The 26,054-nt window shown below is 55.0% G+C and carries 31 protein-coding genes; 5 read left to right on the forward strand and 26 right to left on the reverse strand.

Annotated features, from left to right (window positions below):
- Positions 1 to 147 precede the first annotated feature (147 nt).
- The 16 genes from QZ305_RS04955 to QZ305_RS05030 all read right to left on the reverse strand — a co-directional run bounded on the left by QZ305_RS04955 (position 148) and on the right by QZ305_RS05030 (position 13,813).
- Positions 148 to 411, reverse strand: coding sequence for an FRAT-87 protein (locus QZ305_RS04955; RefSeq protein WP_294730542.1), 264 nt, complete (start codon positions 409 to 411; stop codon positions 148 to 150).
- A 51-nt stretch (positions 412 to 462) separates the two neighbouring features.
- Positions 463 to 726: an FRAT-87 protein gene (locus QZ305_RS04960; RefSeq protein WP_294730543.1), complete on the reverse strand. Its 264-nt coding sequence runs from the start codon at positions 724 to 726 to the stop codon at positions 463 to 465.
- Positions 727 to 765: 39 nt separating this feature from the next.
- Positions 766 to 2,055 carry a 30S ribosomal protein S12 methylthiotransferase RimO gene (gene rimO / locus QZ305_RS04965; RefSeq protein WP_294730544.1) on the reverse strand — a complete coding sequence of 430 codons (1,290 nt, stop codon included), beginning with the start codon at positions 2,053 to 2,055 and terminating at the stop codon, positions 766 to 768.
- The gene (locus QZ305_RS04970) at positions 2,052 to 3,065 is read right to left on the reverse strand and encodes a 3'-5' exoribonuclease YhaM family protein (protein ID WP_294730545.1); all 1,014 of its coding nucleotides are present in this window, start codon (positions 3,063 to 3,065) and stop codon (positions 2,052 to 2,054) included. The genes rimO and QZ305_RS04970 overlap by 4 nt, the downstream gene beginning before the upstream one ends.
- 91 nt (positions 3,066 to 3,156) lie before the next feature.
- Entirely contained in the window at positions 3,157 to 5,208 is a 2,052-nt protein-coding gene (locus tag QZ305_RS04975; protein ID WP_294730546.1) for a glycosyltransferase, read from the reverse strand.
- Positions 5,205 to 6,446: a lysylphosphatidylglycerol synthase transmembrane domain-containing protein gene (locus QZ305_RS04980; protein ID WP_294730547.1), complete on the reverse strand. Its 1,242-nt coding sequence runs from the start codon at positions 6,444 to 6,446 to the stop codon at positions 5,205 to 5,207. The genes QZ305_RS04975 and QZ305_RS04980 overlap by 4 nt, the downstream gene beginning before the upstream one ends.
- Positions 6,443 to 7,492, reverse strand: coding sequence for a glycosyltransferase family 4 protein (locus tag QZ305_RS04985; RefSeq protein ID WP_294730548.1), 1,050 nt, complete (start codon positions 7,490 to 7,492; stop codon positions 6,443 to 6,445). Before QZ305_RS04985 ends, QZ305_RS04980 begins: the two co-directional genes overlap by 4 nt.
- A gap of 101 nt (positions 7,493 to 7,593) precedes the next feature.
- A complete protein-coding gene (locus QZ305_RS04990; RefSeq protein WP_294730549.1) occupies positions 7,594 to 7,917 on the reverse strand; it encodes a hypothetical protein in 324 nt (107 codons plus the stop codon).
- Positions 7,918 to 7,997: 80 nt separating this feature from the next.
- Positions 7,998 to 8,813: a PTS system mannose/fructose/sorbose family transporter subunit IID gene (locus QZ305_RS04995; protein ID WP_294730551.1), complete on the reverse strand. Its 816-nt coding sequence runs from the start codon at positions 8,811 to 8,813 to the stop codon at positions 7,998 to 8,000.
- A 3-nt stretch (positions 8,814 to 8,816) separates the two neighbouring features.
- The gene (locus QZ305_RS05000; protein ID WP_294730552.1) at positions 8,817 to 9,653 is read right to left on the reverse strand and encodes a PTS sugar transporter subunit IIC; all 837 of its coding nucleotides are present in this window, start codon (positions 9,651 to 9,653) and stop codon (positions 8,817 to 8,819) included.
- A gap of 58 nt (positions 9,654 to 9,711) precedes the next feature.
- Positions 9,712 to 10,200 (reverse strand): PTS sugar transporter subunit IIB, encoded by a 489-nt coding sequence (locus tag QZ305_RS05005; protein WP_067559754.1) that lies wholly within the window; start codon positions 10,198 to 10,200, stop codon positions 9,712 to 9,714.
- 47 nt (positions 10,201 to 10,247) lie between these two features.
- Positions 10,248 to 10,676, reverse strand: a complete 429-nt coding sequence (locus tag QZ305_RS05010) for a PTS sugar transporter subunit IIA (protein WP_294730556.1) — start codon at positions 10,674 to 10,676, stop codon at positions 10,248 to 10,250.
- A 378-nt stretch (positions 10,677 to 11,054) separates the two neighbouring features.
- Positions 11,055 to 11,915, reverse strand: coding sequence for a hypothetical protein (locus QZ305_RS05015; protein WP_294730558.1), 861 nt, complete (start codon positions 11,913 to 11,915; stop codon positions 11,055 to 11,057).
- 227 nt (positions 11,916 to 12,142) lie between these two features.
- The gene (locus QZ305_RS05020; RefSeq protein ID WP_294730560.1) at positions 12,143 to 12,472 is read right to left on the reverse strand and encodes a hypothetical protein; all 330 of its coding nucleotides are present in this window, start codon (positions 12,470 to 12,472) and stop codon (positions 12,143 to 12,145) included.
- Positions 12,456 to 13,310, reverse strand: coding sequence for an HAD family hydrolase (locus QZ305_RS05025; protein ID WP_294730562.1), 855 nt, complete (start codon positions 13,308 to 13,310; stop codon positions 12,456 to 12,458). Before QZ305_RS05025 ends, QZ305_RS05020 begins: the two co-directional genes overlap by 17 nt.
- Positions 13,262 to 13,813: a hypothetical protein gene (locus QZ305_RS05030; RefSeq protein WP_294730564.1), complete on the reverse strand. Its 552-nt coding sequence runs from the start codon at positions 13,811 to 13,813 to the stop codon at positions 13,262 to 13,264. The genes QZ305_RS05025 and QZ305_RS05030 overlap by 49 nt, the downstream gene beginning before the upstream one ends.
- Before the next feature lie 70 nt (positions 13,814 to 13,883).
- On the opposite strand from QZ305_RS05030, the gene QZ305_RS05035 reads away from it, so the two are divergent.
- Positions 13,884 to 14,369 (forward strand): PaaI family thioesterase, encoded by a 486-nt coding sequence (locus QZ305_RS05035; RefSeq protein WP_294730566.1) that lies wholly within the window; start codon positions 13,884 to 13,886, stop codon positions 14,367 to 14,369.
- Between the two features lie 150 nt (positions 14,370 to 14,519).
- Positions 14,520 to 14,798, forward strand: a complete 279-nt coding sequence (locus QZ305_RS05040) for a hypothetical protein (protein ID WP_294730568.1) — start codon at positions 14,520 to 14,522, stop codon at positions 14,796 to 14,798.
- An 87-nt stretch (positions 14,799 to 14,885) separates the two neighbouring features.
- Here the strand turns inward: QZ305_RS05040 and QZ305_RS05045 are convergent, their stop codons facing one another.
- A complete protein-coding gene (locus QZ305_RS05045; protein WP_294730569.1) occupies positions 14,886 to 15,830 on the reverse strand; it encodes a hypothetical protein in 945 nt (314 codons plus the stop codon).
- A 222-nt stretch (positions 15,831 to 16,052) separates the two neighbouring features.
- Here QZ305_RS05045 and QZ305_RS05050 point away from each other — a divergent pair, with 222 nt between their 5' ends.
- Positions 16,053 to 16,799: a M15 family metallopeptidase gene (locus tag QZ305_RS05050; RefSeq protein ID WP_294730571.1), complete on the forward strand. Its 747-nt coding sequence runs from the start codon at positions 16,053 to 16,055 to the stop codon at positions 16,797 to 16,799.
- Between the two features lie 179 nt (positions 16,800 to 16,978).
- On the opposite strand, the gene QZ305_RS05055 is transcribed toward QZ305_RS05050, so the two are convergent.
- Together QZ305_RS05055 and QZ305_RS05060 are read right to left on the reverse strand one after the other, a co-directional pair.
- Positions 16,979 to 17,182 (reverse strand): helix-turn-helix transcriptional regulator, encoded by a 204-nt coding sequence (locus QZ305_RS05055; RefSeq protein ID WP_294730573.1) that lies wholly within the window; start codon positions 17,180 to 17,182, stop codon positions 16,979 to 16,981.
- Positions 17,179 to 17,742 carry a hypothetical protein gene (locus tag QZ305_RS05060; RefSeq protein ID WP_294730575.1) on the reverse strand — a complete coding sequence of 188 codons (564 nt, stop codon included), beginning with the start codon at positions 17,740 to 17,742 and terminating at the stop codon, positions 17,179 to 17,181. Before QZ305_RS05060 ends, QZ305_RS05055 begins: the two co-directional genes overlap by 4 nt.
- A gap of 332 nt (positions 17,743 to 18,074) precedes the next feature.
- Here QZ305_RS05060 and QZ305_RS05065 point away from each other — a divergent pair, with 332 nt between their 5' ends.
- Together QZ305_RS05065 and QZ305_RS05070 are read left to right on the forward strand one after the other, a co-directional pair.
- Entirely contained in the window at positions 18,075 to 18,749 is a 675-nt protein-coding gene (locus QZ305_RS05065) for an HAD family hydrolase (protein WP_276814805.1), read from the forward strand.
- A 153-nt stretch (positions 18,750 to 18,902) separates the two neighbouring features.
- Positions 18,903 to 19,520 (forward strand): ChbG/HpnK family deacetylase, encoded by a 618-nt coding sequence (locus tag QZ305_RS05070; RefSeq protein WP_294730579.1) that lies wholly within the window; start codon positions 18,903 to 18,905, stop codon positions 19,518 to 19,520.
- 164 nt (positions 19,521 to 19,684) lie between these two features.
- Here the strand turns inward: QZ305_RS05070 and QZ305_RS05075 are convergent, their stop codons facing one another.
- The 7 genes from QZ305_RS05075 to hrcA all read right to left on the reverse strand — a co-directional run bounded on the left by QZ305_RS05075 (position 19,685) and on the right by hrcA (position 25,667).
- On the reverse strand, positions 19,685 to 20,170 hold the full coding sequence (locus QZ305_RS05075) for a hypothetical protein (RefSeq protein ID WP_294730581.1): 486 nt from the start codon (positions 20,168 to 20,170) through the stop codon (positions 19,685 to 19,687).
- A gap of 32 nt (positions 20,171 to 20,202) precedes the next feature.
- Positions 20,203 to 20,412, reverse strand: coding sequence for a hypothetical protein (locus QZ305_RS05080; RefSeq protein ID WP_294730583.1), 210 nt, complete (start codon positions 20,410 to 20,412; stop codon positions 20,203 to 20,205).
- Positions 20,402 to 20,656, reverse strand: a complete 255-nt coding sequence (locus QZ305_RS05085) for a hypothetical protein (RefSeq protein ID WP_294730585.1) — start codon at positions 20,654 to 20,656, stop codon at positions 20,402 to 20,404. The genes QZ305_RS05080 and QZ305_RS05085 overlap by 11 nt, the downstream gene beginning before the upstream one ends.
- Before the next feature lie 179 nt (positions 20,657 to 20,835).
- Positions 20,836 to 21,966, reverse strand: coding sequence for a molecular chaperone DnaJ (dnaJ, locus tag QZ305_RS05090; protein ID WP_294730587.1), 1,131 nt, complete (start codon positions 21,964 to 21,966; stop codon positions 20,836 to 20,838).
- A gap of 252 nt (positions 21,967 to 22,218) precedes the next feature.
- Positions 22,219 to 24,030 (reverse strand): molecular chaperone DnaK, encoded by a 1,812-nt coding sequence (dnaK, locus tag QZ305_RS05095; RefSeq protein ID WP_294730588.1) that lies wholly within the window; start codon positions 24,028 to 24,030, stop codon positions 22,219 to 22,221.
- A 19-nt stretch (positions 24,031 to 24,049) separates the two neighbouring features.
- Positions 24,050 to 24,637 (reverse strand): nucleotide exchange factor GrpE, encoded by a 588-nt coding sequence (gene grpE, locus QZ305_RS05100; RefSeq protein WP_294730590.1) that lies wholly within the window; start codon positions 24,635 to 24,637, stop codon positions 24,050 to 24,052.
- Complete coding sequence (gene hrcA, locus QZ305_RS05105; protein WP_294730591.1) at positions 24,561 to 25,667, reverse strand: heat-inducible transcriptional repressor HrcA; 1,107 nt, start codon at positions 25,665 to 25,667, stop codon at positions 24,561 to 24,563. The genes grpE and hrcA overlap by 77 nt, the downstream gene beginning before the upstream one ends.
- Positions 25,668 to 26,054: the final 387 nt, after the last annotated feature.

A 26,054-nucleotide genomic window follows, 5' to 3' on the forward strand; every position in this document is an offset into this window, starting at 1 on the left:
GGCCGTATTTCTTGTCTGCATCATCAAATGTGTCAGCCAGCAGCTCGATCAGAGCGTTGCCGTAAGCAGTATCACCAATAGCCGGTGTCAGTTTTGCGATCATTTCATCTTTTGTCATATTCTTTGCCTCTTCTTCTGATTTGTTTCTTACTTCAGAGCAGCCTGTGCCTTTTCCAGTACAGCTACCTTTTCTGCTTCAGCAGCAGCCTTGGCTTCTTCGCCCAGGGCAGCGTGTTTCTTTTCCCAGCCCTTCAGGAAGCCCAGACGGTCATCGATGCGGTCCAGTGCATCCTGGCCGTATTTCTTGTCTGCATCATCAAATGTGTCAGCCAGCAGCTCGATCAGAGCCTTGCCGTAAGCAGTATCACCAATAGCCGGTGTCAGTTTTGCAATCATTTCATCTTTTGTCATTGTATGTACCTCGTTTATATTCTCCATCATACGGATTTTGGGTCCGCAGTGTTATTCAATTGCCTTCAGAGCTTTGTCGATGATCGCGATCTTATCCTCTTCCGCGGTCTCACGGGCCTCTTTGCCAAATGTCTTGTCGATTTTGGCATAGGCTTTCAGGATAGCCAGACGTAAGTCGAGACGGTCTTTCATATCCCATCCATACTTCTGTTCACTGTCGCCGAATGTCTTTTCTGCTTCTGCAACCAGTTCCTTGCCGTAGGGGGTATCACCAACTGCAGCTGTCAGCTTGCTTACCAGTTCTTCTTTAGTCATAGAATCTTCGACCTCCTTAGTCGTCAGCAGGACCCTGGCTTATTCAGCCAGCACGCCTGCGACATCGTACGGCCTCGCTTCGTCAATGCGTACATGAACGAAGGAGCCGGGATCGATTTCCCGGGGACTTGTGAAAATCACCTGTCCATCCGCTTCGTCCGGAGCATCCGCTCTGGATCTCCCTCTGTAGCGTCCGGTCAGTGCTTCCCGTTCTTCCACGAGAACTTCGATCACTTGTCCGATCTTCTTTTGATTGCTTTCCAGCGAGATTTCTTCCTGGATCCGCATCAGCTGATCCAGCCGCCGCTGAGCCGTCTGATCATCCACTTCAGGGCTCATGGACCAGGCCGGTGTGTCTTCTTCTCTGGAGTAAGTGAAGGCACCGAACCGGTCCCAGCGGACCTCTTTGACAAAGCTGAGCAGTTCCTGAAATTCCTCTTCGGTTTCAGTGGGAAAGCCGACAATTGCTGTCGTCCGCAGGGTTGCCTCCGGAAACAACTCGCGGATTCTGCTCACCAGCGCCAGAACCTCTTCCTTCGAACCCCGGCGATTCATCAGCTTCAGAAGCCGGTTGTTCGCATGCTGCATGGGGATATCGAAGTAAGGAAGCACTTTGCTGCTCTGTTTCATGGCCTGAAGCACTTCTTCGGTGATTTCGTCAGGATACATATACAGGATGCGGATCCAGTGTATCCCTTCGACCTGATCGACCTCCCGAATGAGGTCGGCCAGCATCAGCCGTCCGTAATTGTCCAGGCCATATTTCGTGGTGTCCTGGGCAATCAGAGTTACTTCTTTGACACCATGTTCAGCCAGGGCTTCGACCTCTTCCCTGACCTCACTTAGAAGTTTACTCGTCTGATTTCCCCTTATCAAAGGAATTGCACAGTAAGCGCAGCGATTTGAGCATCCATCGCTTATCTTCACGTATGCGCTCCAGGGATTGCCGCTCAAAGCCCTTTCAGACTTTGCAAAGCTGCCATTTCCTGCGTCATTGAGCACTTCCTGCAGTTTTTCAGCCAGTTCGCCATAGTCCCGGATGGGAATCACGGCATCGATTTCCGGGATCTCCTGACGCAGCGTGTCTTCATACCGCTGTGCCAGGCAGCCGGTCACAATCAGTTTTGATGCATACTGGCTCATTTCGAAAATTGTATTGATCGATTCTTCCTTGGCCGGCTGGATAAAACCGCAGGTATTGATGACAATGGCTTCCGCCTGCCGGGGATCCGCCACGATTTCATGACCGTTTTCCCGCAGAACCCCCATGATCTGCTCACTATCCACCAGATTCTTGCAGCATCCCAGGGATACAAATCCTACCTTCATGCCTGTTTTCCTCCGTTTTCTGCCTGGCCGCTTTCTGCGGCCTTCTCCCGGTTTTCCGCCGGAACCGGCTGCTGGCTATAGGACCGGGGCCGGTAAATCATCCTGTTTTCCAGTGCAAACACCCGGGGACCAAAGTGTCCCGGCGCTGTGGTATCCATGGACTGTTTCATCATGAACATCCGGGCATCCAGATCATCCAGCAGACTGAGCATTTCGGCTTCCGGAATCATCGGCTCCACCGGAGAACCGAATTCCTGCTTTCCATGGTGGGACAGCACCATGTGCCGCAGCAGCATGCACTGTTCCCGCTCTTCTTCCCGGTCATGTCCGGTGCGCCGGGCTGCTTCTTCGATCCACCCGGACGTCATGGAAATATGCCCGATCAGATTGCCTTCGCTGGTGTATTCTGCCAGCATCGGTGCCGACAGTTCTTCCACTTTCCCCAGATCGTGGAGCAGAATTCCGGCCATGAGCAGGTCCCGGTCCAGATAGGGATACAGGGGCAGCAGCGCATCCGCGGCTTTCGCCATGGACAGCGTGTGCCAGGCAAGGCCGCCCACATAGTTGTGATGATTCCGGGTGGCAGCGGGCCAGGTCAGAAACGCCTGACGCCGGCTGTCGATCAGATCCCTGGTCACATCCAGATACAGACCCGGATTCATGGAATCCAGCACCTTCTGCAGCATGTCATCCAGTTCCTGCCGCGGGGCGGGAGCTTCCCGGACAAAGTCCAGAATATCCGCGCCCGGCACCACATTCAGATGCCGGATCCGCAGCTGCACCGCATTGCGGTGGAGAATGATGTCCCCGGAAGCCTCCACGACCTGACCGGTTGCATACTGCCTTGTCTGCTCCTCGGTGAGATTCCAGAACTTGGCATCCAGCTGGCCGCTTTTGTCTTCCAGCGTCAGGGACAGGTAGGGCGTGCCTTTTCCTGTCCTGCCGGTATCACACTTTGTAATCAGGGCCCGTACCCGGGCCCTGCCTTCCTGATTCAGTTCCTTGATCATTGTCCATCCTTCCCGACGATGCCTGGCATCGCCTCTGTTGATTGACCGTCTGCCGCCGGGGCAGCGGATTCTCTTTTTCTTTTTTCGGGCTTCATTCCTCTGTCCGGTTCAGATCCCGACTGTCTGTACCGGGCTCCTCCATCCCGGAGGCCCCTTTTTCCTTCTGATCCAGCTGATTCGGCTCCTGCAGGTTTTCCAGAGCGCCGGGCAGTTTTTCCAGCACCTGATCCAGGGTGAATCCCTGACGGAGGCAGTACTGAATGATTCTGTCCTTCCGCCGGTCGCCGTCCAGCGAGGCATACAGTCTGGCTGCATTCTCCAGTGCCTGATCCAGGGCCTGATGGTCATCCTGTTCCAGTTCCAGATCATCACCGGTCTGACGGGCAATCTCCGGGGAGAACCCGCGGCTGACCAGACGCCGGACAACCAGCTGACGCTTGTACCGGGCGGACTGGGCCTTCATTGTCTTCAGCATGCCCAGGGCTGCCTTGCGGGCACTGTCATATTCTGCATCGGGATCCATTTCCGAAAGGACGGTCTGCACCAGCTCGGGATCCAGTCCGTCTTTGGTCAGCCGCCGCCGGATGGTCTGCAGACTGCTGCCCATCCCCTGCCAGTAGGCCGCTTTGCTGCGGGCATACTCTCCGTCATTCAGGTATCCCCGGACTGTGAATTCTTCCACCACAGCCCCGGCTTTGGCGGTATCCAGACCGCGGCGCCGGACCAGCCAGTCCTTGAGCTGCCAGGATGTCATGTCCCGGGAAGCCAGTTTTTTCCGGGCTGCCATCCAGGCTTTATAGTAATTCTGAAACTGCAGGTAGTTTCTGACCACCCATTCATCCAGTTTCGCCTGCAGCCCGATTTTCAGATCGAAGAAATCATCCATGGGAATCAGCAGCTTCAGAGGCTCCTCATCTGCTTCCCGCTGCAGGGTGAGATACATGAACTCCCCCACAGCCCGCATCTTCTCCACGTCATAGGTCGCGGCATAGTCGGAAATCGCCTGCTCGTAAACCGATGCCACTTTGCTGCCGAAGATTTCCGTGGTGTACGGACGGGTTTTCTGTATGCAGGCTTCGGACATATCCGGATGTCCGTTTGTGAAAAAGGCATCCAGTTTCCGGGCCAGTTCCCCGGCGTCATCAAAATACCCGCCGGTGACTCCTTCCGTGACAAGTTCGGTGAGCACAGGATCCCGCCGGCCGAATACCGGCAGTCCCGCCGCCAGGGCTTCTATGTACGTCATGCCCTGGGTCTCGGATGTGGACGCGGAAGCAAAACAGTCCGCCAGTCCGTAATAATAGGGCACATCCACCGCATCCACCCGGCCGGTGAACAGGATGCGTCCGGTGGACTGCATCTCCCTGGTCATCTCATGATAATGTGCTTCATCCGGTCCCGAGCCTACCACCAGCAGCCGGAGGCTGCTGTCCTGCGCCTGTGCTGCGGCTTCAATGACCATCTCCAGCATTTTCTCCTTCGCCAGACGGCCCACAAACAGCACAATGTGATCCGAGGGTTTCAGCCCCAGGGAAGCCGCCAGCTGTTCTCTTCGCCCGGGGTCCAGTCTGCTCATGTCAAACCGGGACAGATCCAGCCCGGTGGGCACAACATATATCGGGGTGATCACACCATAGCTCAGAAGGGCTTCCTTGGTTTTCTGACTTGGGGCGATCACTGCCTGCCCGCCATTGCCGTAGGTACGGCTGATGCTGCGCAAAGCCGCTTTGGAGAGTTTCTCCACGCCGGAGAGCTCCATGGGGTTGAAGTAATGCGTATAGTTCTCCCACATGGTGTGATAGGTATACACCAGGGGGATGTGAAAATCCCTGGCAACCTGACGGCCGTAAATGGCCACGCCATACTCGGTCTGGACGTGCACTACATCCAGGTCCATTTCCCTGATATACCGGTCCGCCGTGAGCTGGAACGGGCTGGACATCTTGTAGCCATACAGCCGTTTCAGTTCAATGCCGGGAAGGCGCAGTACATCTCCTTCCCGGCAAATGGCCGATCCTGAATGATTGGCAATCACAAAAACTTTGTGTCCCAGGCGCTCCAGCGCCCCTTTGAGCGTTACGATGCTGGACACAACCCCGTTGATATCCGGCAGATACGTATCTGTAAAAATTCCGATCCTCATGAAGCAATGTCCTTTCCATCTTCCATTTTCCGCTCACCGGTTTCCATAGCCGGTTCCTGCCGGCTGTCTGCGCACCCGACGGGCCGCAGGTCATCAATGGACAATCCCACCGGTTCCCCGCCGGCGGGCGCTCCGGTCTCCGGATACTCCGGATCCGCCTGTTGCGCAGACTGCAAATCCGCTTCCATGGCCGGCTGCGGATTCAGTGACACCGGACTCTGCTGATCCCGGCGTTCGTATCTGGCCCGGGCAATCATGAACATCACCCCGCCCAGAACCAGAATAATGTGATAGGTGGAAACCCGCCACAGGATCATCACCGCAGAAGCCAGGCTCCCCAGCAAGGTGGAAAACACGATGTTGAACAGGACTTCTGTTCCTCCGGAGGCGCCGGGAATGGGAATGAAACTGTTGGCCATGTACACAAAGCTGGACAGGGCGATGACGTCAATGAGCTGGCTGAAATGCAGATCAATGTGCATGAAACGCGCAATGATAAAGGGTAGCATGTACAACATGGTCAGCCGCACAAAGTTGATGCCTGCACACTGCAGAATGACTGTTCTGTCCCTGGAAAGTTTCTTGATTTCCCGGGTGAAGGATGTCATCTGCACTGTCCAGCTTTCAATCATGTGCTGCGGATTCTTGATGAACCGGAAATGGGACAGCAGTCCGGCCAGCCGGTGAGCCAGTGAAATGTACACAGTGGGAAACAGGGCCATGGTGTACAGAAACAGAATCACCAGAATATTCACCACATAGCCTGCCAGAATGATGGTGAACCAGGCAGACTGATGGGCGTAATAGGAAAACTTCAGCAGGAAGAGAATGGTGACATACACCATCATGGTCGTCTGGTAGATGATGAAATCCGCCCACAGCAGACTGGCTCCGTCTGAATAGTCGATTCCCTGTTTCTTGAGGATGTATGCCTGCCCGAACTGACCGCCTGTGGAACTCGGTGTGATGCCCGAAAAGAAGGTACCGGTAAAGGCCACAACGATCCCGTCCCACCAGGTGTAGTTTTTCACATATTTCCGGGCGAGCACCTTATAGGCAAGCCCCCACACACAGGTGAAGAGAATCCCCCAGCTGAGGATCACCACCAGTCCCAGGGGACTGATTTTGCCAATGGCATCCATGACTTCCTGGTAATTGTCCTTCAGGGCAAACCACAGGGCCCCTGCGGTCAGAGCCGCAATGAGCAGAAAGTTCCAGATATAATTGCTTTTTTTCATGAACGGAAATGATCCTTGTACTTCCAGGCCTGTACATAGAAAGTCTTCCACATGCTCAGAACATGATCAGCGGAATAGTACTCGGAAATTTTCCGGCTTTCCTCCTGATACTGCGCATATACCTCCGGCGTGGAGGACAGCACGTGCAGAAGTTCGGTGAATTCCTCCACAGAATCCCCCCGCATATAGTGTCCCATGAGGATTTCTTTATACAGATCCAGATCCCTGATGACCATGGGTACATGCAGATTGGCTGCTTCCAGTATGGTCATGGGAAACAGTTCGTTATAGGACGGAACAAAGAGTACATTGGTCATATTGTAGAGTTCCGCCATCTTTTCCCGGGGCACAATCCCGGTGAAAATCACATTGGCAGGGGGATTGTCCATGATTTCCTTGAGTTCCTCATACCCGTCTGTGATTTTTCCAAAAGAAAAACCGCCGGCCCAGACAAACGTCAGATGGGGAAGCCGCTTTGCGGTCTCCACAAAATCCCGTACTCCCTTTCGGGTCTGAACCTGTCCGGCTCCCAGCACCACAAACGCATCCGGATCAATGCCATATTCCCGCCGGGCTGCATCACGTTTTTCCTTCCCCAGGGGATGGAATACTTCATGAGAGACATAATTGGGTATATAGCGGATTTTTCGTCTGGGAATTCCGTATTTTTCCAGTTCCGGAATAAAGCTGGGATTGACCACGATCAGATGATCTGCGGCATTGTAGAAACGGATGATATACTCCGCAACGATCTTGCGCAGGGGCCCTGGCACTTTCAGGCTCCCGTCCATCACCGTGTCCGGAAGGAAGTGGCAATATGCCACATTGACAGCCTTTTTGTTTCTCATGCGCAGAAAAAACAGAGGATCAATGGTGTGAAAATGCTGAATATCTGCTTCTCTGTCCGGTTTGTTGACTTCCACATCAAACAGGTCCCGGGCCTGGCTGACAAGAGCCACCTGCTCTTTATACGCACTTCCCACACCCTGTCCATCGACCTTGTCGGCGCTGGAATACATATTGATCCTGAGTTTTCTGTTCTCCATCTGGTGCCCCTCTTTCCTTTGGACATTATAGCATGGAACTGTTTTGCCCGGCTTTTTGCCCAATCTGTTAAGGAAATGGTCAGAAATGACAAAAGCCGGTATCAGGCTTTTCCCTGGTACCGGTCAATGTTTTTCAGCACATGCTTTCGGCCATTGTGTCTGGCAGTCAGCGCAAACACCAGCAGCAGCAGTGACAGAACGGCGACAATCAGCGCGATCCATTTCACCACATTCCGCACCCCTTCGGAGATATCCGGGAGAAAGGCATCCTTCATACCTGTGAATCCCCAGAAAACCAGAAGCAGTGATATAGCCAGCACAATTGACGCATTCCGGGCGACTTTCACCACCCGCTTGAGCATTTCATTTTCCTGCTGAATGGAGGCGCCCAGCGCTTCCCGTTCTTTTTTTGACAGTTTTGCCATGGCTGGTCCCTTTCTTCAAATAAACAACAGATACAAATAAAGAGATGAAGGAGATTCCTTCATCTCTTTGATGTACGGATTTATCCCAGGATTCCGCAAACGGATCCAACGAAAGCCACAACAGCCATGATCAGCAGAGTCTTGATCGGTGTCATGCCCTTCTTCGCCATCATCCACCAGCACAGGAGGACAAACAGCATCGTCAGGATCTTCGGGAAAGCGCCATCCAGGTTGGCCTGCAGCATTACAGGTTCGCCTTCGGAGTTGGTCGCAATCTGAATCGGAGTTGTGATGTTAACCCAGGAAGCAGCCATCGCACCAACGACAACCTGACCCAGGATAATAACAGATTCACGGAAAGCCGTAGCCTGTTCGCCTACCAGCAGTTCAACAGCGGATCCACCCAGGGAGTAGCCTTTGTCGAAGATGAACTTCTGGAACCAAATGGAAGTTGCGTTCCATACGATGATGTAGAACAGGGGGCCCAGAACGTTTCCGCCTTCGGCGAAACCAACTGCGATACCCAGCAGAATGGGGATGTAAGTACCAACGATCAGAGAGTCACCGATACCAGCCAGCGGGCCCATCAGACCAGCACGGATACCGTTGATCATTTCATCGTCGATGCCTTCTGCGCCATTTGCACGTGCTTCTTCCAGACCTGCGGTGATGCCGACTACGATACAGCCGATCTGCGGTTCTGTGTTGAAGAATGCATAGTAAGTTTCAAGCTTCTTGGACTGCTCTTCGTGAGTCGGATACAGTTCTTTCAGAATGGGGATCATGGCCCACATGTAACCGAATGTCTGCATGTGCTCGTGAGAGAAGCATGTCAGGTTGCCATACCACCATTTCCAGAATGCGCTGTTCAGAGTCTTCTTGCTAATTTTTTTCATAAATTAGATGTCCTCCTCTTCTTCAACGACCACTCCGGCTGCAGCAGCAGGTGCTTTCTTGGCCATGGTCAGCTGATAGTTGATCAGGGCGAATACGCCGCCGATTACGGTGGCAGCCAGCAGGGTCAGACCCATGGCAGCGGCCAGAACGAAACCGAACATGAAGTACAGCAGGTCAGATGTCTTGTTGACTACGGACTTCAGCAGGATGGACATACCAACTGCAGGAAGAACGGAGCCGACTGTCAGCAGAGCCTTTACGTACCAAACGGATGTATCCAGATACTGGAATACTTCCTCAACAGCGGTGGAACCGAAGTAGCACAGCAGTGTTACAGGCAGGAAGGACAGGCAGAAGTGGGAAATCAGAGGCATCAGTGCGTCCACCTTGCCGACGATTTCGAAGTTGCCCTTGTCCAGAGCAGCCCAGCCGATGTGCTGCCAGATCAGGTTCATCATCGCGGTGCCGTAGAACAGGGTGATACCGATGGTACCTGTCAGGGCAGAGATGGAGGAAGCCAGCTGGAATGCTTCATCGGAAGCGTAGTCGATGCCGGCAGCGCGGCAGCCAACATATGCCAGAGGAATACCAATGTAGGATACGGCACGAAGGTCGGATGCTACTGTTCCACCCGGGGTAACCAGGGCGATCCACATTACCTGCATCGGAATGCCAATCAGAATGCAGCCGGATACATCACCGAGGATGAGTCCGACAAACAGAGAGGCAACCAGGGGACGGTTCAGGGTATAGTTACCAACTGTTGTTCCCAGGCAGGCGATCGTGGAAGCGGCAGTACAAGACATCAAACCAATCAGGATAGCTTGAAATAAACTCATAAAACCTTTCTCCTTTTATTGCTTTCTGCAATAACTCTGTTGTTTATCTATATCCGGCTCAGTAACCGAATTTAGACCTGAATTTGGGCCATTCGCCGATCGAGGACTCTTTGACCAGAGCGAACTCGATGTCGTAGCCTTTTTTGCTGATGGCTTCCAGCGCATCGGCTTCTTCCTGTGTGATGGACTGGTTCTGACCCAGCTTCACGGCACCCGGACGGTCGTTGCAGGGACCGATGATCAGTTTCTTGATGCCCGGTTTGAAGTCCATGTCCACCAGAATCTCCTTCATGTCCACGGGGTTCTTGGTGATCAGGAAGTATTTCTTGTCGGAGTTCAGAACCTTGTCCTGCACTTCCTTGAAGTGTTCCTTGGTCCATACAAAGACTTTCTTGTCAGTGGAAGCCTTGAAAGACTGAGCCAGTACGGGAGTCGTGGCAGCCTTGTCGTTGACTGCGATGATTCCGTCACAGGGGTATTCCTTGGACCATCTTGTGATGATCTGACCGTGGATGATTCTGTCGTCCACCCGCATAAATGTAATCATGTTGTGTCCTCCTAATGATGTATTGAGCCGCGCTTGCGCGTCAGTTCCTAAAGATCGTCTTCGTCCTCGTCGGCAACAGCCACAAACTCTGTCAGACCGGCGCGGCCTTCGGAAAGCAGCGTGTCCTTGAGCAGGTTCAGGTCGTCGAAGTTGTCCTTCATGAGAACAGCCGTGATTGCCAGGGGCATGTTCATGCCGGCAATGACCAGCGTATTGGGCAGCATGCCTTTTTCATCCAGAACGGACAGGGCGTTTGTGAACGGGGATCCGCTCAGAATGTCTGCCAGCAGAATGATCTGATCGTCTTCCTTGATGTCTTTTACAAGTTCGCGGAAGTTTTCGGCAAACTCATCGGCGGACATATCAGCCTTCAGCGAAGTGTCCAGAACATCCGGACGGTCGCCTGTCATCATGTTGACGGCACTGTGCAGTCCGGGTGCAAATTCGCCGTGACTGACCATCACTACATACTTCATTTGACTTCCTCCATTTGGTAGCGCATTCAAACCGCGCTCGTTACTCACATTCTAGCAAAGACTCTGGAGAGTGTAAAACAGAACATGACAATTATCACATGAAAACCCATATTTTACCTCGGTACATTACATCAACTTTGCAGTAGAAAGCGCTTTCAGGTCCTTTTTGCTTCCTTTACAGTAATTTTGGGATTTTGTTCCCAATATTTTCCGCAGCTGTTGTCCGGTCAAACCGGTTGACGGAAATCCGCCGGAACTGACTGCGAAAACAGCGGGAAACCACATCGCAAAAAGCCCGGAGGCCACAGTCTGCGGCGGCTCCGGGCTGGTGCACAATCATTCTTTTTTTCAGGATCCAGGCTGTCCGGACCGACCGTCTCAGTGCCAGTCCTGACTGGAAATCACCACATGGCCCGGATTCTCCGGGTCAACAACAATCAGCGGATCTCCGTTCTGATCCACCGCTGCCACTGCCTCGCCATCGGCGGTTTCCTGAATGACGACCATGGATCCGTTTCTGGTGGTGAAGGTTCCGGAAAGTGCATCCCCGTCGAAGGGGTAGACCTCCATCGTGGCTGCCCCCTCCAGGATGTTGTCCCTGAAGGTGCCGCTATAGCGGATATCGGCAAGAGTCTGCTGATCAATGGCATACGTCAGATTCCAGGCAGTCCCCTCGCCATTGAGCCTGCCATCCCTGAATGTGCCGGTATTGCAGTGAACCCGGCAGGTATTTCCATCCTCCGGAAAGGTGTAATCCAGATAGATTCCGAGGCCATCCATGGCTCCGCTTTTGCTGAGTGTGCCTCTCCAGAGGGCATTGACAGCCGGGTCCCAGACAATGACAGCTTTTCCGGCGGCTTTGTCCACCGGGACGATGGACAGGCTGCCGTCTTTGCCCGGCACAGCCGCAACGGTCTGATCCGGCAGCCCCTGTTTTCCTTTCTCGCAGGACTGCACCAGGGCATAGAGCGCAGAGGCATACTGCGGATCATTGTCCTGCATGCAGCTGACTGCCCGTTCCAGATCCCTGTTCACTTCTTCCAGGATTCCGGCTGCCATCCGGTCTTTCACAGTAGCGTCACCACCGGCTTGTGCTTCACTGTGTGCATGACTTTCTGCTTCTGCAGCCGGATGGTTCTGACCGCCGGAGCCATTCATCGAAGCGCAGCCAGTCAGGCACAGAACAGCGGCGCCCAGAAACGCCAGCGCAGATTCTTTCATTATTTTCATCGGTTTCATGACTGGAATTTTATAGAAACGTCCATGAATGTTACAGCCGTTTGCCTCTGTATATCATCCCGGTCACCGTGTTCCGCCGCATACCGAACTCAGTCTGCCGGTCCAGGCTCCGCCTGCTTCTGCAGATTCACGAAAGGCATCAGCACAGCCGGCAGACCGGATGCAAAAAGCGGCGGAACATCGGGTGCCGCCGCATGACCTCCGGACTCTTTGCCAAATCCGGCTGATCAGAACAGATACTTGCTTGCTGCCCACAGCAGCAGCATCGCCGCAATGGGAATGATGAAAAACATCGAGTAGCCCCGGACGAATTTCATCTCCAGTGCCTTGAACCCGATTTCATCGTAATAATACTTCTCCTCCGGTGTCTGCACCACAATGCCTTCTTCAATCAGATTGCCAATAGTGTAGGACAGCGTATTGGTCTGCAGAGGCAGATCCTTGAACACCTTGAGGGGCACCGCTGTTTCCGGAGATGTGGCATCCCGTTTTTTCAGCGCTTCAATCACCAGACTCGCCGCGGTCCCGCCGGGGCTTTTCTTACGTTTCTTCGACATAATCCAGTTTCCTTTCAATCACCTGGGCTACACTTTCTGTGACATAGCGTGCATGGGCTTTCACCGGATCCACGGCTGTATCCATGCACCAGGCATCTTCCAGCATATCAAACACCGGCACATCATTGGGACCATCTCCCGCAAAACACACCGGGATCTCCGGCATCTGCGACAGCAGCGCTCTCAGAGCCAGGGACTTGTCCGACTCACAGGCTTCCACATAATCATGGGAAGTCTGATGCCACTGCATTTCCGGAGCCAGAGCCCGGGCCTGTTCCAGCACACCCGCTGTATTCCGCTCATCCCACACATACAGAGAAAGGCCCGGCACGGACGGGCTTTCAGCCAGCAGATCCTCCAGATCCTGCTCTGAAAAATACGTCAGATGTGCCTGCACCTCCATCATCCGTTCCATCGCAGCCACAGGCATCCGCCGCCGGCAGAACCGGTGTGCACCATCCGGCATGGTCACAAAGGGGACGCACAGGCCGGGCCACAGACCCGCATCCTGCAGTATGTCCAGCGCAGCTTTCACCTGGCTGCTCTTCAGCCACTGCCGGTATACGCACTCGCCTCCCAGCATCACCTGGGCGCCGTTGTCCGTGATCAGCACATCCGGTGTAACCCCCAGTCTGCCGCAGAGCTGGTGGCAGAAGGCTTCACCCCGGCCGGTCACCAGACCAAACTGATTACCGGCCTGTTTCCAGCGCTGCAGCGCCGCTGCATCTTCGGGACAGATCCGGTCATTGATCAGAAGCGTTCCGTCCACATCGCAAAGCAGCAGAGTCCTCAGCGGCTTCTGCGGTTCTTTCGCTTTTCCTTTTTCTTTTCTTTCCATGACAGCCATTCCTCCCGGACCGCCATTCCCACACGGTTGGTCATTTCCAGCTCCTGACCATTGGCCAGATGCAGTTTCACATTCTTGAAAATGCCCCGTTTCTGATCCATGCCCAGGATTGCCCGGAACCGGAAAATCTCTCCGGCATAGAAGAAACCGTCACTGCTCAGAATCAGCCGCCGGTGCAGCCAGACATCCAGCGACAGTCCCAGAAACACCAGCCCCAGAGCCACATAGGTCAGCTGGTAAATCCAGACCTGCTGGCCCTCCGGTGTGATCAGCTGACCAAAGAACACCAGGACAAAGCACAGAACAGCCATACCCACCAGCATCCAGGCCTGCCACAGGCTGTAGCTTTCCCGTTTTGCGTCCGGATGCACCGTGAGATACTCCGCGGTGCCGGACTTGTCTTTTTTGTACAGACGCAGGCTGGAATACAGCATATATGCGCAGTACAGAATCACGATGATCATGATGATCACCTGAAGAACTGCATTGGACATTTTGAAACCCCTCTCTTTTCGATAACAGGTATTATACAACATCGCCATCCTCCGGTGCTACAATTCCTGTATGCACGAAACAGAAACCACAGAACGGTCCCAGCAGACCGCCAGCCAGCAGGAAGCCGCCTTTACGGAGCTTCGACACCGTCTGAACTCCTCCAGCAAGTACCTGCAGTCCAACGACATGCGCGTCACGGAACTGCGCCGGGGCTATGCCCGGGTGGAGATGATCATCGATGAACACATTCTGAACATCCACGGGTTTGTTCACGGCGGGGCGCTGTTTTCCCTGGCAGACACCGCTGCCGGCAGCGCCAGCTTCACCACCGGCAGAGACTCCGTGACACTGTCCGCCTCCATCAACTATCTTTCTCCCGGACGGGGCGGCAAGCTGATTGCCATCGGCTCCGAGGTCAAAGCCGGGCGCACCACCGGCGTCTATGAAGTGTTCATCTGCAACGACCGGGAAGACCTGCTGTGCCGCGCCACCATCACCGTCTTCTTTCTGGACGGCGACTCATACCTTCAGGAAAACAGACACAGAAGCCACTGACAGACTTCCCTCCCCGCTGTCCTGCCGTACAGCCGCGTCCGGTCCGCTTTCCGGCGGCTTTCAGCGGGCACCTCGCAGGTTCATCCCGGCTCCAGCGGCTACAATGAAGCTGACAGTGCGGCCGGACAGCCGCCGGAAAGGGGCAGTCACATGAACGAATTCATCAGCAGCATCCGCAAGGACTGGGACAAGGCGAAAGCCGGGTTTGACAGCTTCATGGCCAAAGCCGATGGCCAGGACGAATATCAGAGCATCAAAGCCGCGCAGGCAAAAGCCCGGCAGGAGCTGGCACAGAAGATCCTCTCCGAAAAACCGGACCAGACCACGCTGGAAAGCTGGCTTCAGAACTTCGAAGAACTGTGCTATCAGGACGGATTCTCCCAGGGATACCTGGAAGGCGGACTTACCGGTTCGGAGACCATGGAATAAACACCCATATGCAGAAAACGCCTGGGGAACAGAGAACCTGCTCTGTACTCCCCAGGCGTTTTTTGTCCCGGCATTCCGACCCGTGCATCAGGGCTGAACCGCATTTTCCTCCTGTACCGGATGCAGATATTCATACTCCGCATCCCGCAGACACACCCATTCACCCGGCCGGATGCGCCCCCAGACAGAGCCGTCCTCCGCCCGTTCCAGCAACTCGATCCGGGCCTCCTGACCCGTCCACAGAGACCCCGTCACCCGGGCCCCCTTGTGACAGGACGTGCGCAGATTCATATCGTATGCCGCCTGATACACCCCGGGTTTGAGGCCCTCCAGGTCGTCTTTTTCCTCCTGTACAGCCGCCATCTCCTGCCGGCCCTGACACGCCGGGTCCTGGGCATGACTTTGCAGAAAGGCGAATTTCTCATGCAGGGAAGGATTCATCAGGACATGGTCATCCTCCGTCCACTGCGCCGCCTCCGGAGAAATGCCCGCCGCCAGGATCACACTGTCAGGATCATCCTCCAGCCGCCATCCGCTGAACACCAGCTGATCCACCTGCATTCTCTCCGGCTCGCCCGCCAGCGCAAACAGCAGATTCCCTGCCCGACATACCTCCGTCCGGTTCTGGGCTGTATCCACCACAAACTCCGCATCCGTAAAACAGCCGCCGTCCATCATGGCCAGGATCTCCCGGCCATCCCCCAGCCCCAGCGTGTGCAGATTCACCCCGCGGTCCGTGCCTTTCCATTCCGACACCGCGCCGTTCTGAAATACATAAATGGTCTCCGGCACCGCGCCCGCCGCCAGACCACCGTCTCTGTCAGTCTTCACCCTGAGAAACACCGCCGGTTCACGCCCGGTCAGTGCCTGCGCCAGATTCCGCCGGCCGGCTGTCCCCTGCTGATCTTCCTGCTGACCAAACAGAAAATATCCCCCGGCCACTGCCAGCGCCAGACACAGAAACACCGCGGCTGCCCGCAGTCTGGTCCTGGCATTTACAGCTGGCTGTTTCCGGTTGTCATTGTGCGGCATGGTGGTCCTCCTGACTGTTCTGTGTTCTGATTTTAATATATCAGGCCCGCCGCATGCCGGGTGATGCTTTGTTTCCATGAACCGCCCCGCGCTGCCGATGGATGCCGGGGGTTCCAGAGCAGAGTCATGCTTCCGGCAGGGAACCGGGGTGGATTTACGGCGGGGATGCACAATAGGATGGAAAATGGCAAAATAGTGGTTAAGAGAAGAGAGGAACAGACTATGAGGAAACAAGCACTGCTCCTGGCTTTGCTGGGAGGCATTCTGGCTGGCTGCGGTTCCGGAGCTGCAGAGGATACAGAACCGAATGATGGAAACGGGAACACGGTGGAAATTCAGGAAGACAGGCAGAATACGGAAGACATGGACGGAAAGGACACAGACAAACGGCAGAACGGGGCAGCCGCAGCAGGGTCTGTGGAAGTCACGCCGGGAGAAAACGGCGGGCCGTCCACCATTGCGGGAATTCCCATTGTGAACAAGAAATACGGTGTTTCTCCGGACTATGCACCGGGAGAAGATCCCACAGCTGCGGCGGCTGCCCGCCAGCTGATTGCAGCCATGCAAGCAGAGGGACTGGATGTCTCGGATTCCTGGAGCGGGTTCCGTTCCTATGAGTATCAGAGCGAGCTGTACAACGGCTATGTGGCATCCAGCGGTCAGGAAGCAGCGGATACCTTTTCCGCCCGCCCGGGTTTTTCCGAGCACCAGACAGGGCTGGCATTCGATCTGAAGCACAGCAGCGGGGCTTTGCTTGAGAATCCCGCAGAGGCTCAGTGGCTTCTGGATCACGCCCAGGAATACGGGTTCATTGTCCGCTATCAGGAAGGCTGGGAACCCGTCACGGGTTACATGGCGGAACCCTGGCACATCCGCTACATCGGAGAGCTGGCGCCGGAGATTCAGGCAAGAAACATCCCTCTGGAAACGTATCTGGGCGCCGAAGGCGGCGGGTATGCCGGAGAATGAGCAAAGGTGACTCTGAAACAGTGACAGAACAAAGGACTGCATGCAGGTGACTGGCCTGGATGCAGTCCTTTTTCAGGTTCGGGCCCCATCGGGAGCCTGATTTCTGCAGGTGGTTTGATTCGGGCCGCTGTCTGCCCTGTCCTGCTGCCGGCACGGCAGCCATCGGCATCCGGATTGCTTTACTCCGGGGTGTATTCGATCAGGTCTCCGGGCTGGCAGTGCAGTTCGCGGCAGAGGGCTTCCAGGGTGGAAAAGCGCAGAGCGTTGACTTTGTTGTTTTTGATCCGGGAAAGATTGGCCGGTGTAATGCCGACTTTGTCTGCGAGGTCATTGAGTGAAATATGCCGTTCCACCATGAGCCGGTCCAGATGCATGCGGATCATACCAGGCCTTCCACGTCAGACTGCAGCTGCTGGCCGTATCCGAAGATCCGGGAGAGATACCAGATCACCAGGCCGGTCATAATGCCGGAGACGTCCACGTAGGGTTCAACGTTGCCGCAGGCGAGATGCATGAGGCAGCTGAAGATGAGTTCGGTGAGGGGGATGGCGATGAAGAAGATGCCGATTTCCCGGACCATGCGGGTGATATCCGGTGTAAAGGGGGTGTTTCCTTCTCCGAATGTGTCGCTGCCTTTGAGGGTCTTGAGGATGAGCCACAGGTTGCGGAAGATCATGGCGGTCAGAGACATGGTGACTGCACCGCAGGCTATGATCCAGCGGACGATGTCCAGTGTGATGGTCTGGCCACTGATGACGGTGGTGCCAAAGCCGTTGATGACGAAGTCCTGTCCGGCTATGGCGCCGGAAGCGAGAAATGCTTCGATGTTGCCGGGGACAGCAAAGGTGGCAATCAGGCCGATGAGCGCGATGGCGGTGAAAATCCAGGCAACGATCTGGAAGATGCAGGCGAGAACCTGTAGGAATCTGGGGAGCTGTTTCATAGAGTGTTTCTCCTTTTCTCTTTCTTCTGACACCTTTGTTATACACCTGCGGTTTGCGTTTGTCGATAGATTTTTATCGTTTTTCGATATTCTTATATCGTATATCGTCAACTACATATCGTTTTACATCTGTCGTCATGAAAGCTGACCCCTGCGGGCGGCCGGGGCTGGCGGCGGATGGCTGGGGAAGGTTCTTTGTGATGCCGGGCGGGACAGGAACCGGGTTTCATGATAGGGTGACAGTAATGGAAAACCGGCTGTCGGGCAGGCGGCGGAACTCCTGCGGGTATCCGCCAGGAGACAGCATTCCCGGCGGAGAAAGGGGAAGAACTATGATTCGGATCGTATTCATGGATATAGACGGAACGCTGATTCCCTATGGGGAGCAGGAGATATCCCGGCATGCACTGAAGGCCGTGCGGCTGCTGCAGGACCAGGGGATTCTGGTGTTCGGTGTCACGGGGCGCTGTGCGAACCAGGTGCCGGATATCGGATTTGACGGGGTGATCAGTTATGATGGCGCCTGTGTGCAGGACAAGGGAAAGATCATTCTGGAAAAGGACTTCTTCGAGGACCAGGAGCTGGACTGGATCATGCAGGATGCGAAAGACCAGGGCCGCCGGGTGGTGCTGGCGGGAGAGGGCGAGGATCCGGTGCAGGATCCTTTGCAGGAGGCAGCCCAGGGCAGGGTGCGGCTGAAGCGCCCCTGGCTGCTGCCGGATGAAACAGTGAAGGAACAGGTGCTGGATGCCCTGGAGCACCGGACGTTTGACAAGGGGATTGTCGTGGCGCGGATCATGAATATCCTGAAGATTCCTGCGGGGAGTGTCATGGCAATCGGCGATGGTTTCAACGACATGGGAATGCTGGCGGCTGCGGGGATTTCCGCGGCGATGAAGGAAGCTCCGGTGCAGGTGCAGGCCTGTGCGAATTTTACGGCGGACGGGGTGCTGGATGCGCTGGAGCATGCAGGACTGATTGCCATGAGCAACGGTACGCTGCTGTGAGTTCTCCGGCTGCTGCCTGCAGGCAAAGCGCGTGAAAACGTACTGCTCAAACGGGCAGGATCTGTTTCTCCCCGCACCTTTTCCCTGCACAGCCTGTCGGCTGAATTCCATCCCGCGGATGGTGAACATGCCCGCCGCGGAAGCTGCGGCTTTGTGGAAACAGTACCCGGAGCTGCCTGTGGGATGCATCTGTGTATCACAGCCGGTTCACCACTGACAAAGCCTGCATCTCTGATGATTCCGGATGGAACCTTTGACAAATCCGTCTGGGCTTTGCAGAAGCCCTGCGACCTGCAGGAACTGGAAACCGAGCTGCGGGCGCAGATTCAGCGGTTCCGGGAGCTCACCGGACAGCTGCCGGAACACCTGGATTCGCATCATGGTATTGAACGGATTCCCGGCGGAGCGGCCATTCTGGTAAAACTGGCATGGGAATACGATCGGCCATTGCGGCAGTTCATTGCCTTTCCCATGGAGGAAGGGGATACACCTTTTGAAGTCCCGGCTCTTGTACTTGTCAGTTCCCAGAACGATGATCCGCTGACACCAGAGGATATTCTGGAGCGGGTCCGAGAGTTCGGCGCCGCAGATACGGTGGAACTGGCTCTGCATCCTGGCAGGGCTGACGAAGATCTCGCCAGGCTGTCCGGGCTCACCACAGGCAGAAATCAGGATGCAGCCAATCTGATGTCGGAGACCTTTGGCCGGTTTCTGGACAGAGAGGATGTCCAGCTGATTTCCTGGCAGGATCTGGCACGATCCCGCTGCTGAGAAGCGAGGACAGTCGCGGCATCCGTGGAAAAGAGATACAAGGCTGTCAGGAAGCTGCAGAATCCTGTATGCCTTGCAAAAAATGCTTCAGACTCAAATCGATGTCTGAAGCATTTTGTTCTGACTGATTATGCTGCGCGGCTGGTATCGGTCTGCGGCAGTGGTCAGATTCCAAATTCCGCAAACAGGCGGTCCATAGCCTTCATATTGCCCACGGCATCCAGAAATTCCTGTTGTCGGCCTGCTTTGATCATTGCTTCTTTCAACCGTCCCATCCTGTATGTGAGTTTATCTTCGCCTAACAGGATTCCACTCTTCTGGCCGTTTTCATATACACCCCGTCCCAGATTGCACATATCCAGCACCTCCTCTTCCACATCCTCAATCACCGGTACATCATATCTCTCCAGGATCTCCAGTTTCTCTTCCACTTTCATTGTAGTCGAAAATAAACTCCGCAGTAAATTCCATATGGGCTTTTCACCTTCCTGGTATCCGGATCTCTCGTTGAATCCCAGGATCATCAGCCTCAGCTTGTCCGCTTCTCCCCATTCTCCGGGAGTCCCGTCTGTCCTTTCCGTCAGTTTCCAGGTCGAGACTGTATTCTTCTTTTGTCCCGCCACGATCCAGATACTGTACACAGGCATCATGTCACTGTAATTCCCCTTCAGATACTCCACATTTACTCCACATTCAGCTGACTGGTGATCCCCTGGGCTCCATAGGCTGTGGCTCTGTCCAGCAGCACATACTTCTCCGGCTTTTCTTTCTGAATCTCGATGTTGATCAGAAACCGTCTGGCTCCCTCCGGAAGCCGGATCCGGAACAGAATGTCGAAGCGGATCTGCCGGCTCCGCTTTTTCTTCTTTCCGTTGTCGTGTTCATCCGGCACATCCTTGTATTCCGTGTTCAGTCCCCGGACCCGCAGATCCGGATGCAGTCTGGTGGTGGAAATCCGGATCGGTCATCTCCACGATCTGCGCCGTGGTGTATCTGGCCACCTCCGGCAGACTCTCCCGAAGAAACGCTGCCAGGATCCAGCGGTATCCCAGCAGACGCTTGGCGTGGTCGTCATAGAGCGCCTGACTTTCGCTGTCTGAGAGATCCAGGGCAATGTCCGTTGTTCGTTTTGTCATCCAAGCTCCTTTCCGGCTGTTCCAACAGCATAACGGAAAGGCTTTTTATTTCAATATATTTTATTATACTACATATTTGTGAATTTACATCTGCTTCACTTCTTCCAGCTGTCAAAACGAAAAGCCGGGTCCGGCCGGCTCCAGTTCAGGAACCAGTCAGACCCGGCTTGTTCAGTCTGTCAGTCTTCGCCTTTGAAGGCATTCTTGATTTTCTCGAAGGGACTCGCAAAATCGCCTTTGCGGATCTGTTCATACAGCTCCCGTTCCTTCTTCGACACACGACGCGGAATCTGGACATTCACATCCACATAGTGATCCCCCTGTCCCGTCCGGCTGGTCACGCCTTTGCCCTTGAGACGGAACCGCTGCCCTGGCTGCGTGCCTTCCGGCACTTTCAGATCCACCGGCCCGTTGACCGTGTCCACGGACAGCGTGGTCCCCAGAATGGCATCCAGGGCCGAAAGATCGCTCTGCGTGAAAATATCGTTGCCCACGCGCTTGAACCGCGCATCCGGGCGCACCATGATCTCAATATACAGATCGCCGTTGGGACCGCCGTTTTCTCCCGGACCGCCTTTGCCGGGGATCCGGATCTGCTGACCCGACTGGATTCCCCGGGGAATCTTGATATCCAGTTTCACTTTTTTCCGGACATGACCATTGCCGCCGCACTCATGACAGCGTTCTTTGATGATCTTGCCGGCACCACCACAGCGGTCACAGACACTCTGCTGCTGCATCGCGCCGAAGAACGTGTTCACAGTCTGCACCACGCGGCCGGTGCCATTGCACTTGGGACACGTCTGGATATCCGCTTCGGATTCCGCCCCGGTACCATGACAGTGATCGCAGGGCTCCTCCACATCCAGCGTCACGGTTTCTGTCTTGCCATGAACCGAATCCATGAAGTCGATCGCCATCTGCCGGTAGTGGTCTTCTCCCTGCATCGGCTGGTTCGCCCGGCGCCGGCTCTGACCGCCTCCGAACATGCTGCCGAAGAAGTCCTCGAAGCCATAGCCGCCGGTGGCCTGACGGAACAGGTCATTGTAGTCAAATCCCTGGCCGCCCCCGGCAAAACCGCCATCCACGCCCGCAAAACCGAACCGGTCATAATTCGCCCGCTTCTGTTCATCACCCAGCACTTCGTAGGCTTCGTTGATTTCCTTGAACTTGTCCTCTGCATCCGGTTCCTTGTTTACATCCGGATGATATTTCATGGCCAGTTTCCGGTAGGCTTTCTTGATTTCATCCTCGGTCGCCGTCCGGGAAACCCCCAGCACCTCGTAATAATCCCGTTTTTCTTCTGCCATATACTCCCTCTGCTTACCGCCCCCTGCGGGGCAATCCCTTTCCTTTACCGTTATTGTTTCTGCTTCGGACCGGACATGCAATCCGCTCCTGTCAAAATTCTGCCGCAATTCTCCTGTTCGGCATCCGGAACCTGCGCTGCCGCATCGTCCCGGGTCCCGAATAGGAGAATGGAAGAAGCAAAGCTCCTTCCATTCCCTGTTTCGGCTTTGTCAGCCGGATCAATCACCAGTCAGATATACTCCGATCAGTGTTTATTTCTTTTCAGTGAACTCGGCGTCAACCACATCGTCGTCATCCTTCTTGTCGGATGCCGGCTGTTCCTGAGCAGCGCCCTGGGCATTCTGATACATGGAAGCGCTCATTGCCTGAGCCGCTTTTTCCAGAGCGTCCAGCTTGGACTGTACAGCAGCCATGTCGTTCTCGTCAAGAGACTTCTGCAGGTCGGCACGGAGGTCTTCCACCTGCTTCTTCTCGGCTTCGCCGATCTTGTCCTTGTTGTCTTCCAGCGTTGCATCAATCTGGGCAATGAAGCTTTCTGCCTTGTTGCGCAGTTCCACTTCTTCCTTGCGCTTGTCATCGGCAGCCTTGTTTTCCTCGGCTTCCTTGACCATGCGGTTGATCTCGTCTTCGGACAGACCATTGGAGTTCTGGATCACGATGGACTGCTCCTTGCCGGAAGCCTTGTCCTTCGCAGATACGTTTACGATACCGTTGGAGTCAATATCGAAAGTAACCTCGATCTGAGGCTGACCGCGACGGGCCGGTGCAATGCCGGTCAGCTGGAAGTTGCCCAGTTCCTTGTTGTCGGCAGCCATCGGACGTTCACCCTGCAGAACACGGATGTCAACAGCCGGCTGGTTGTCCGCAGCGGTGGAGAAAATCTGTGTCTTCTTCGTCGGGATTGTTGTGTTGCGCTCGATCAGCGGTGTCATGACACCACCCATGGTTTCGATACCCAGCGTCAGCGGGGTAACATCCAGCAGCAGAACGTCCTTGACATCACCAGCCAGGATACCGCCCTGGATCGCAGCACCGATGGCAACCGCTTCATCCGGGTTGACAGACTTGTTGGGTTCCTTGCCGGTGGCTTTCTTTACAGCTTCCTGTACAGCCGGGATACGGGTGGAACCGCCGACCAGCAGAACCTGGTCGATATCGGATACAGACAGGTTGGCATCCTGCAGCGCCTTTTCAATCGGCACGATGGTGCGCTCAACCAGAGACTTTGTCATTTCATTGAACTTCGCCCGGGTCAGGGTTGTATCGAAGTGCAGCGGACCGGCAGGACCGGCGGAGATAAACGGCAGGGAGATCTGTGTCTGCATCGTTGCGGACAGATCCTTCTTGGCCTTCTCTGCGGCTTCCTTGATACGCTGCATGGCGATCTTGTCGGTGCGCAGATCAATGTTGTTGTCTTTCTTGAACTGATCAACAATCCAGTCTACCACGATGTTATCGAAGTCATCGCCGCCCAGACGGGTATCACCGTTGGTGGACAGAACCTCGAAGGTGCCGTCTGCCAGTTCCAGAATGGAGACATCGAAGGTACCGCCGCCCAGGTCATAAACCAGGACTTTCTGTTCCTTGTCTGTCTTGTCAATACCGTAAGCCAGAGCAGCGGCTGTCGGCTCGTTGATGATACGCTTGACTTCCATGCCTGCGATTGTGCCGGCATCCTTGGTGGCCTGACGCTGTGCATCGTTGAAGTAAGCCGGAACAGTGATGACTGCTTCAGTGACTTTCTCGCCCAGGTATTCCTCTGCATACGCCTTCAGGTACTGCAGGATCATCGCGGAGATTTCCTGCGGCGTGTACTGCTTGCCGTTGATGTCGACTTTTTCACCGGTGCCCATCTTCCGCTTGATGGATGCGATTGTGTTGGGGTTTACAACAATCTGACGCTTGGCGGCATCACCGATGATCCGCTCCTCGTCCTTGAATGCCACAACAGAGGGAGTTGTCCGGTTGCCTTCCGGGTTGGGGATGACTTTGGGTTCCTTGCCCTCCATGACAGCGACACAGCTGTTCGTTGTGCCTAAATCGATACCGATAATCTTGCTCATTTGTGAATACCTCCTCAGCTTACGCGCTGACTTTCACCATAGCCGGACGAAGCATCCGGTCTTTTAACATATATCCTTTTTGAAGCACCTGGGTCACCGTACCCGGTTCGACACCGTCTGCCGGTTCCTGCATCACGGCCTGCATCGTCGCAGCATCGAAGGGCTTTCCCTCAGCGTCGATCTCCGTGACACCTTCCTTGTCCAGAACTTCCTCCAGCTTCGTGCGGATCATTTCAAATCCCTTCACGAAGTTTTTTGTCTCCTCGGACTCCGGGGCGTTGGCAAGGGCCAGATTCATGGAATCCAGCACCGGCAGCAGCTCAAGTGCCGCCTGCTGGAACCGGTATTTCCGGTCTGCCTCCGCCTGTTTGGCCAGGCGCTTTCTTGTGTTGTCTGCATCCGCATAGGCGCGGGCTACATCCGTTTTGGCTTCTTTCAGATCATCCTCCAGCCTGGAGATGATGGACTGAAGTTCGGCAGCCGGATCTGCTTCCGGCGCAGGTGCTTCCTGTTCGGCAGTCACGTTTTCCTCAGCCGCCGCTTCGGTTTCCTCCGGCTTTGCCTTCACCGGCTCGTGTTCCTGCTGCGGCTTTCTGTGTTTGCTCATCCTGCCTACCTCCTTTTTTGTCTGTGCCGAATATCTCCTCGATGACATCGCTCATGGCGTCTGTCACCGCGATGATTCTGGCATAAGGCATGCGATTGGGACCCACCACCATCAGGCGTCCTTCCTCCTGATCGCAGGTGCGGAACTTCGACGTGACAATGGAACAGTCGCCAATCTGAATCAGTTCATTGCGGGTGCCGATGGGAACCGCGACATTCGTCGCCTGGTGCGCCCAGGCATTGAACAAATCGCTGTCTTCCAGAATCTTCATCAGCTTGCGGACCCTGTTCACATCCGAGAACTCCGGCTGTGCCAGCATGTTGCTGCGGCCGGACACCGCCATTTTCTCTGCTGCGAAATTCATGAACGCCGCCGCGAAGGCTTCATACAGCACCTCGCTTCGGGCCAGTTTCGCCGCCATCAGCGGTTTCAGTTCTTCCAGATGCCCGCCGATGCAGTCCAGCCGGATTCCTTTCAGATGGCTGTTCAGCAGATCCGTGCAGGTTGTCAGATCCTTCAGACTCACGTCCTCATCAAACCGGAACAGCTTGTTCTCGGTATGACCGGTATCCGTGACAAACAGCGCCACAGCCGAGCTGCCGCTCAGGGGCACCATCGTCACGTGCTGCAGTCGCTGCGCCGAAGCATCCGGGCCCAGAACAATGCTGGTCAGGCTGGTCATCTCCGACAGCACATCGCTGGCGATCCGGACGATTTCCTCCAGGGAATACTGCCGTTCCATGAAGATATCCCGGAGAGTTCCCCGCACTGCAGAAGGCAGCGAGGTTTCCATCAGATTCTCCACATAATAGCGGTATCCCTGCTGACTGGGGATCCGGCCGCTGGAAATGTGTGTCTTTTCCAGCAGACCCGCGTGCTCCAGCACAGCCATTTCGTTCCGGATCGTGGCGCTGGACAGCGGACGGTCCAGAAGTTCCATCAGCGCCTTCGAACCCACCGGCTCGGCAGTACAGGTGAAACGCTCCACAATGGTCCTGAAAATGAGTTTCTGCCGCTGGGTCAGTTCCATAACACCGCCCCTTTCTAGCACTCGAAGCTCATGTCTGCTAAAACTATAACACTCTTTTTGGCAGAGTCAACTGTCGGATGCTATCCTCGGCAAATCCATTCTCCCATATCTCAATAGGTATTGATAATGATGTGACTGTTGCAGAGCGGTTTTACAGGAAAGATTCCAGCCCAGCCAAAAGACCCAGGTTTCAGCAGTACCGTTCCCCCATCCCTCACCCCTGAAAAACTATGCTGATGATGGACAGCAAGGCCGGAAATAGAAGGGAATTTTCCCGGCAGTCCGCAGACTGCATTATCCGTTTCAGCGTAAGCGACGTTAATTGCCCATCTCGGGTCTTTCACAGTTCCATCTGAACATATCTCAGATTGGAATTTTTAATAATAT

Source organism: uncultured Faecalibaculum sp., assembly GCF_910588395.1.
Taxonomy (GTDB): Bacteria; Bacillota_I; Bacilli_A; order Erysipelotrichales; family Erysipelotrichaceae; genus Faecalibaculum.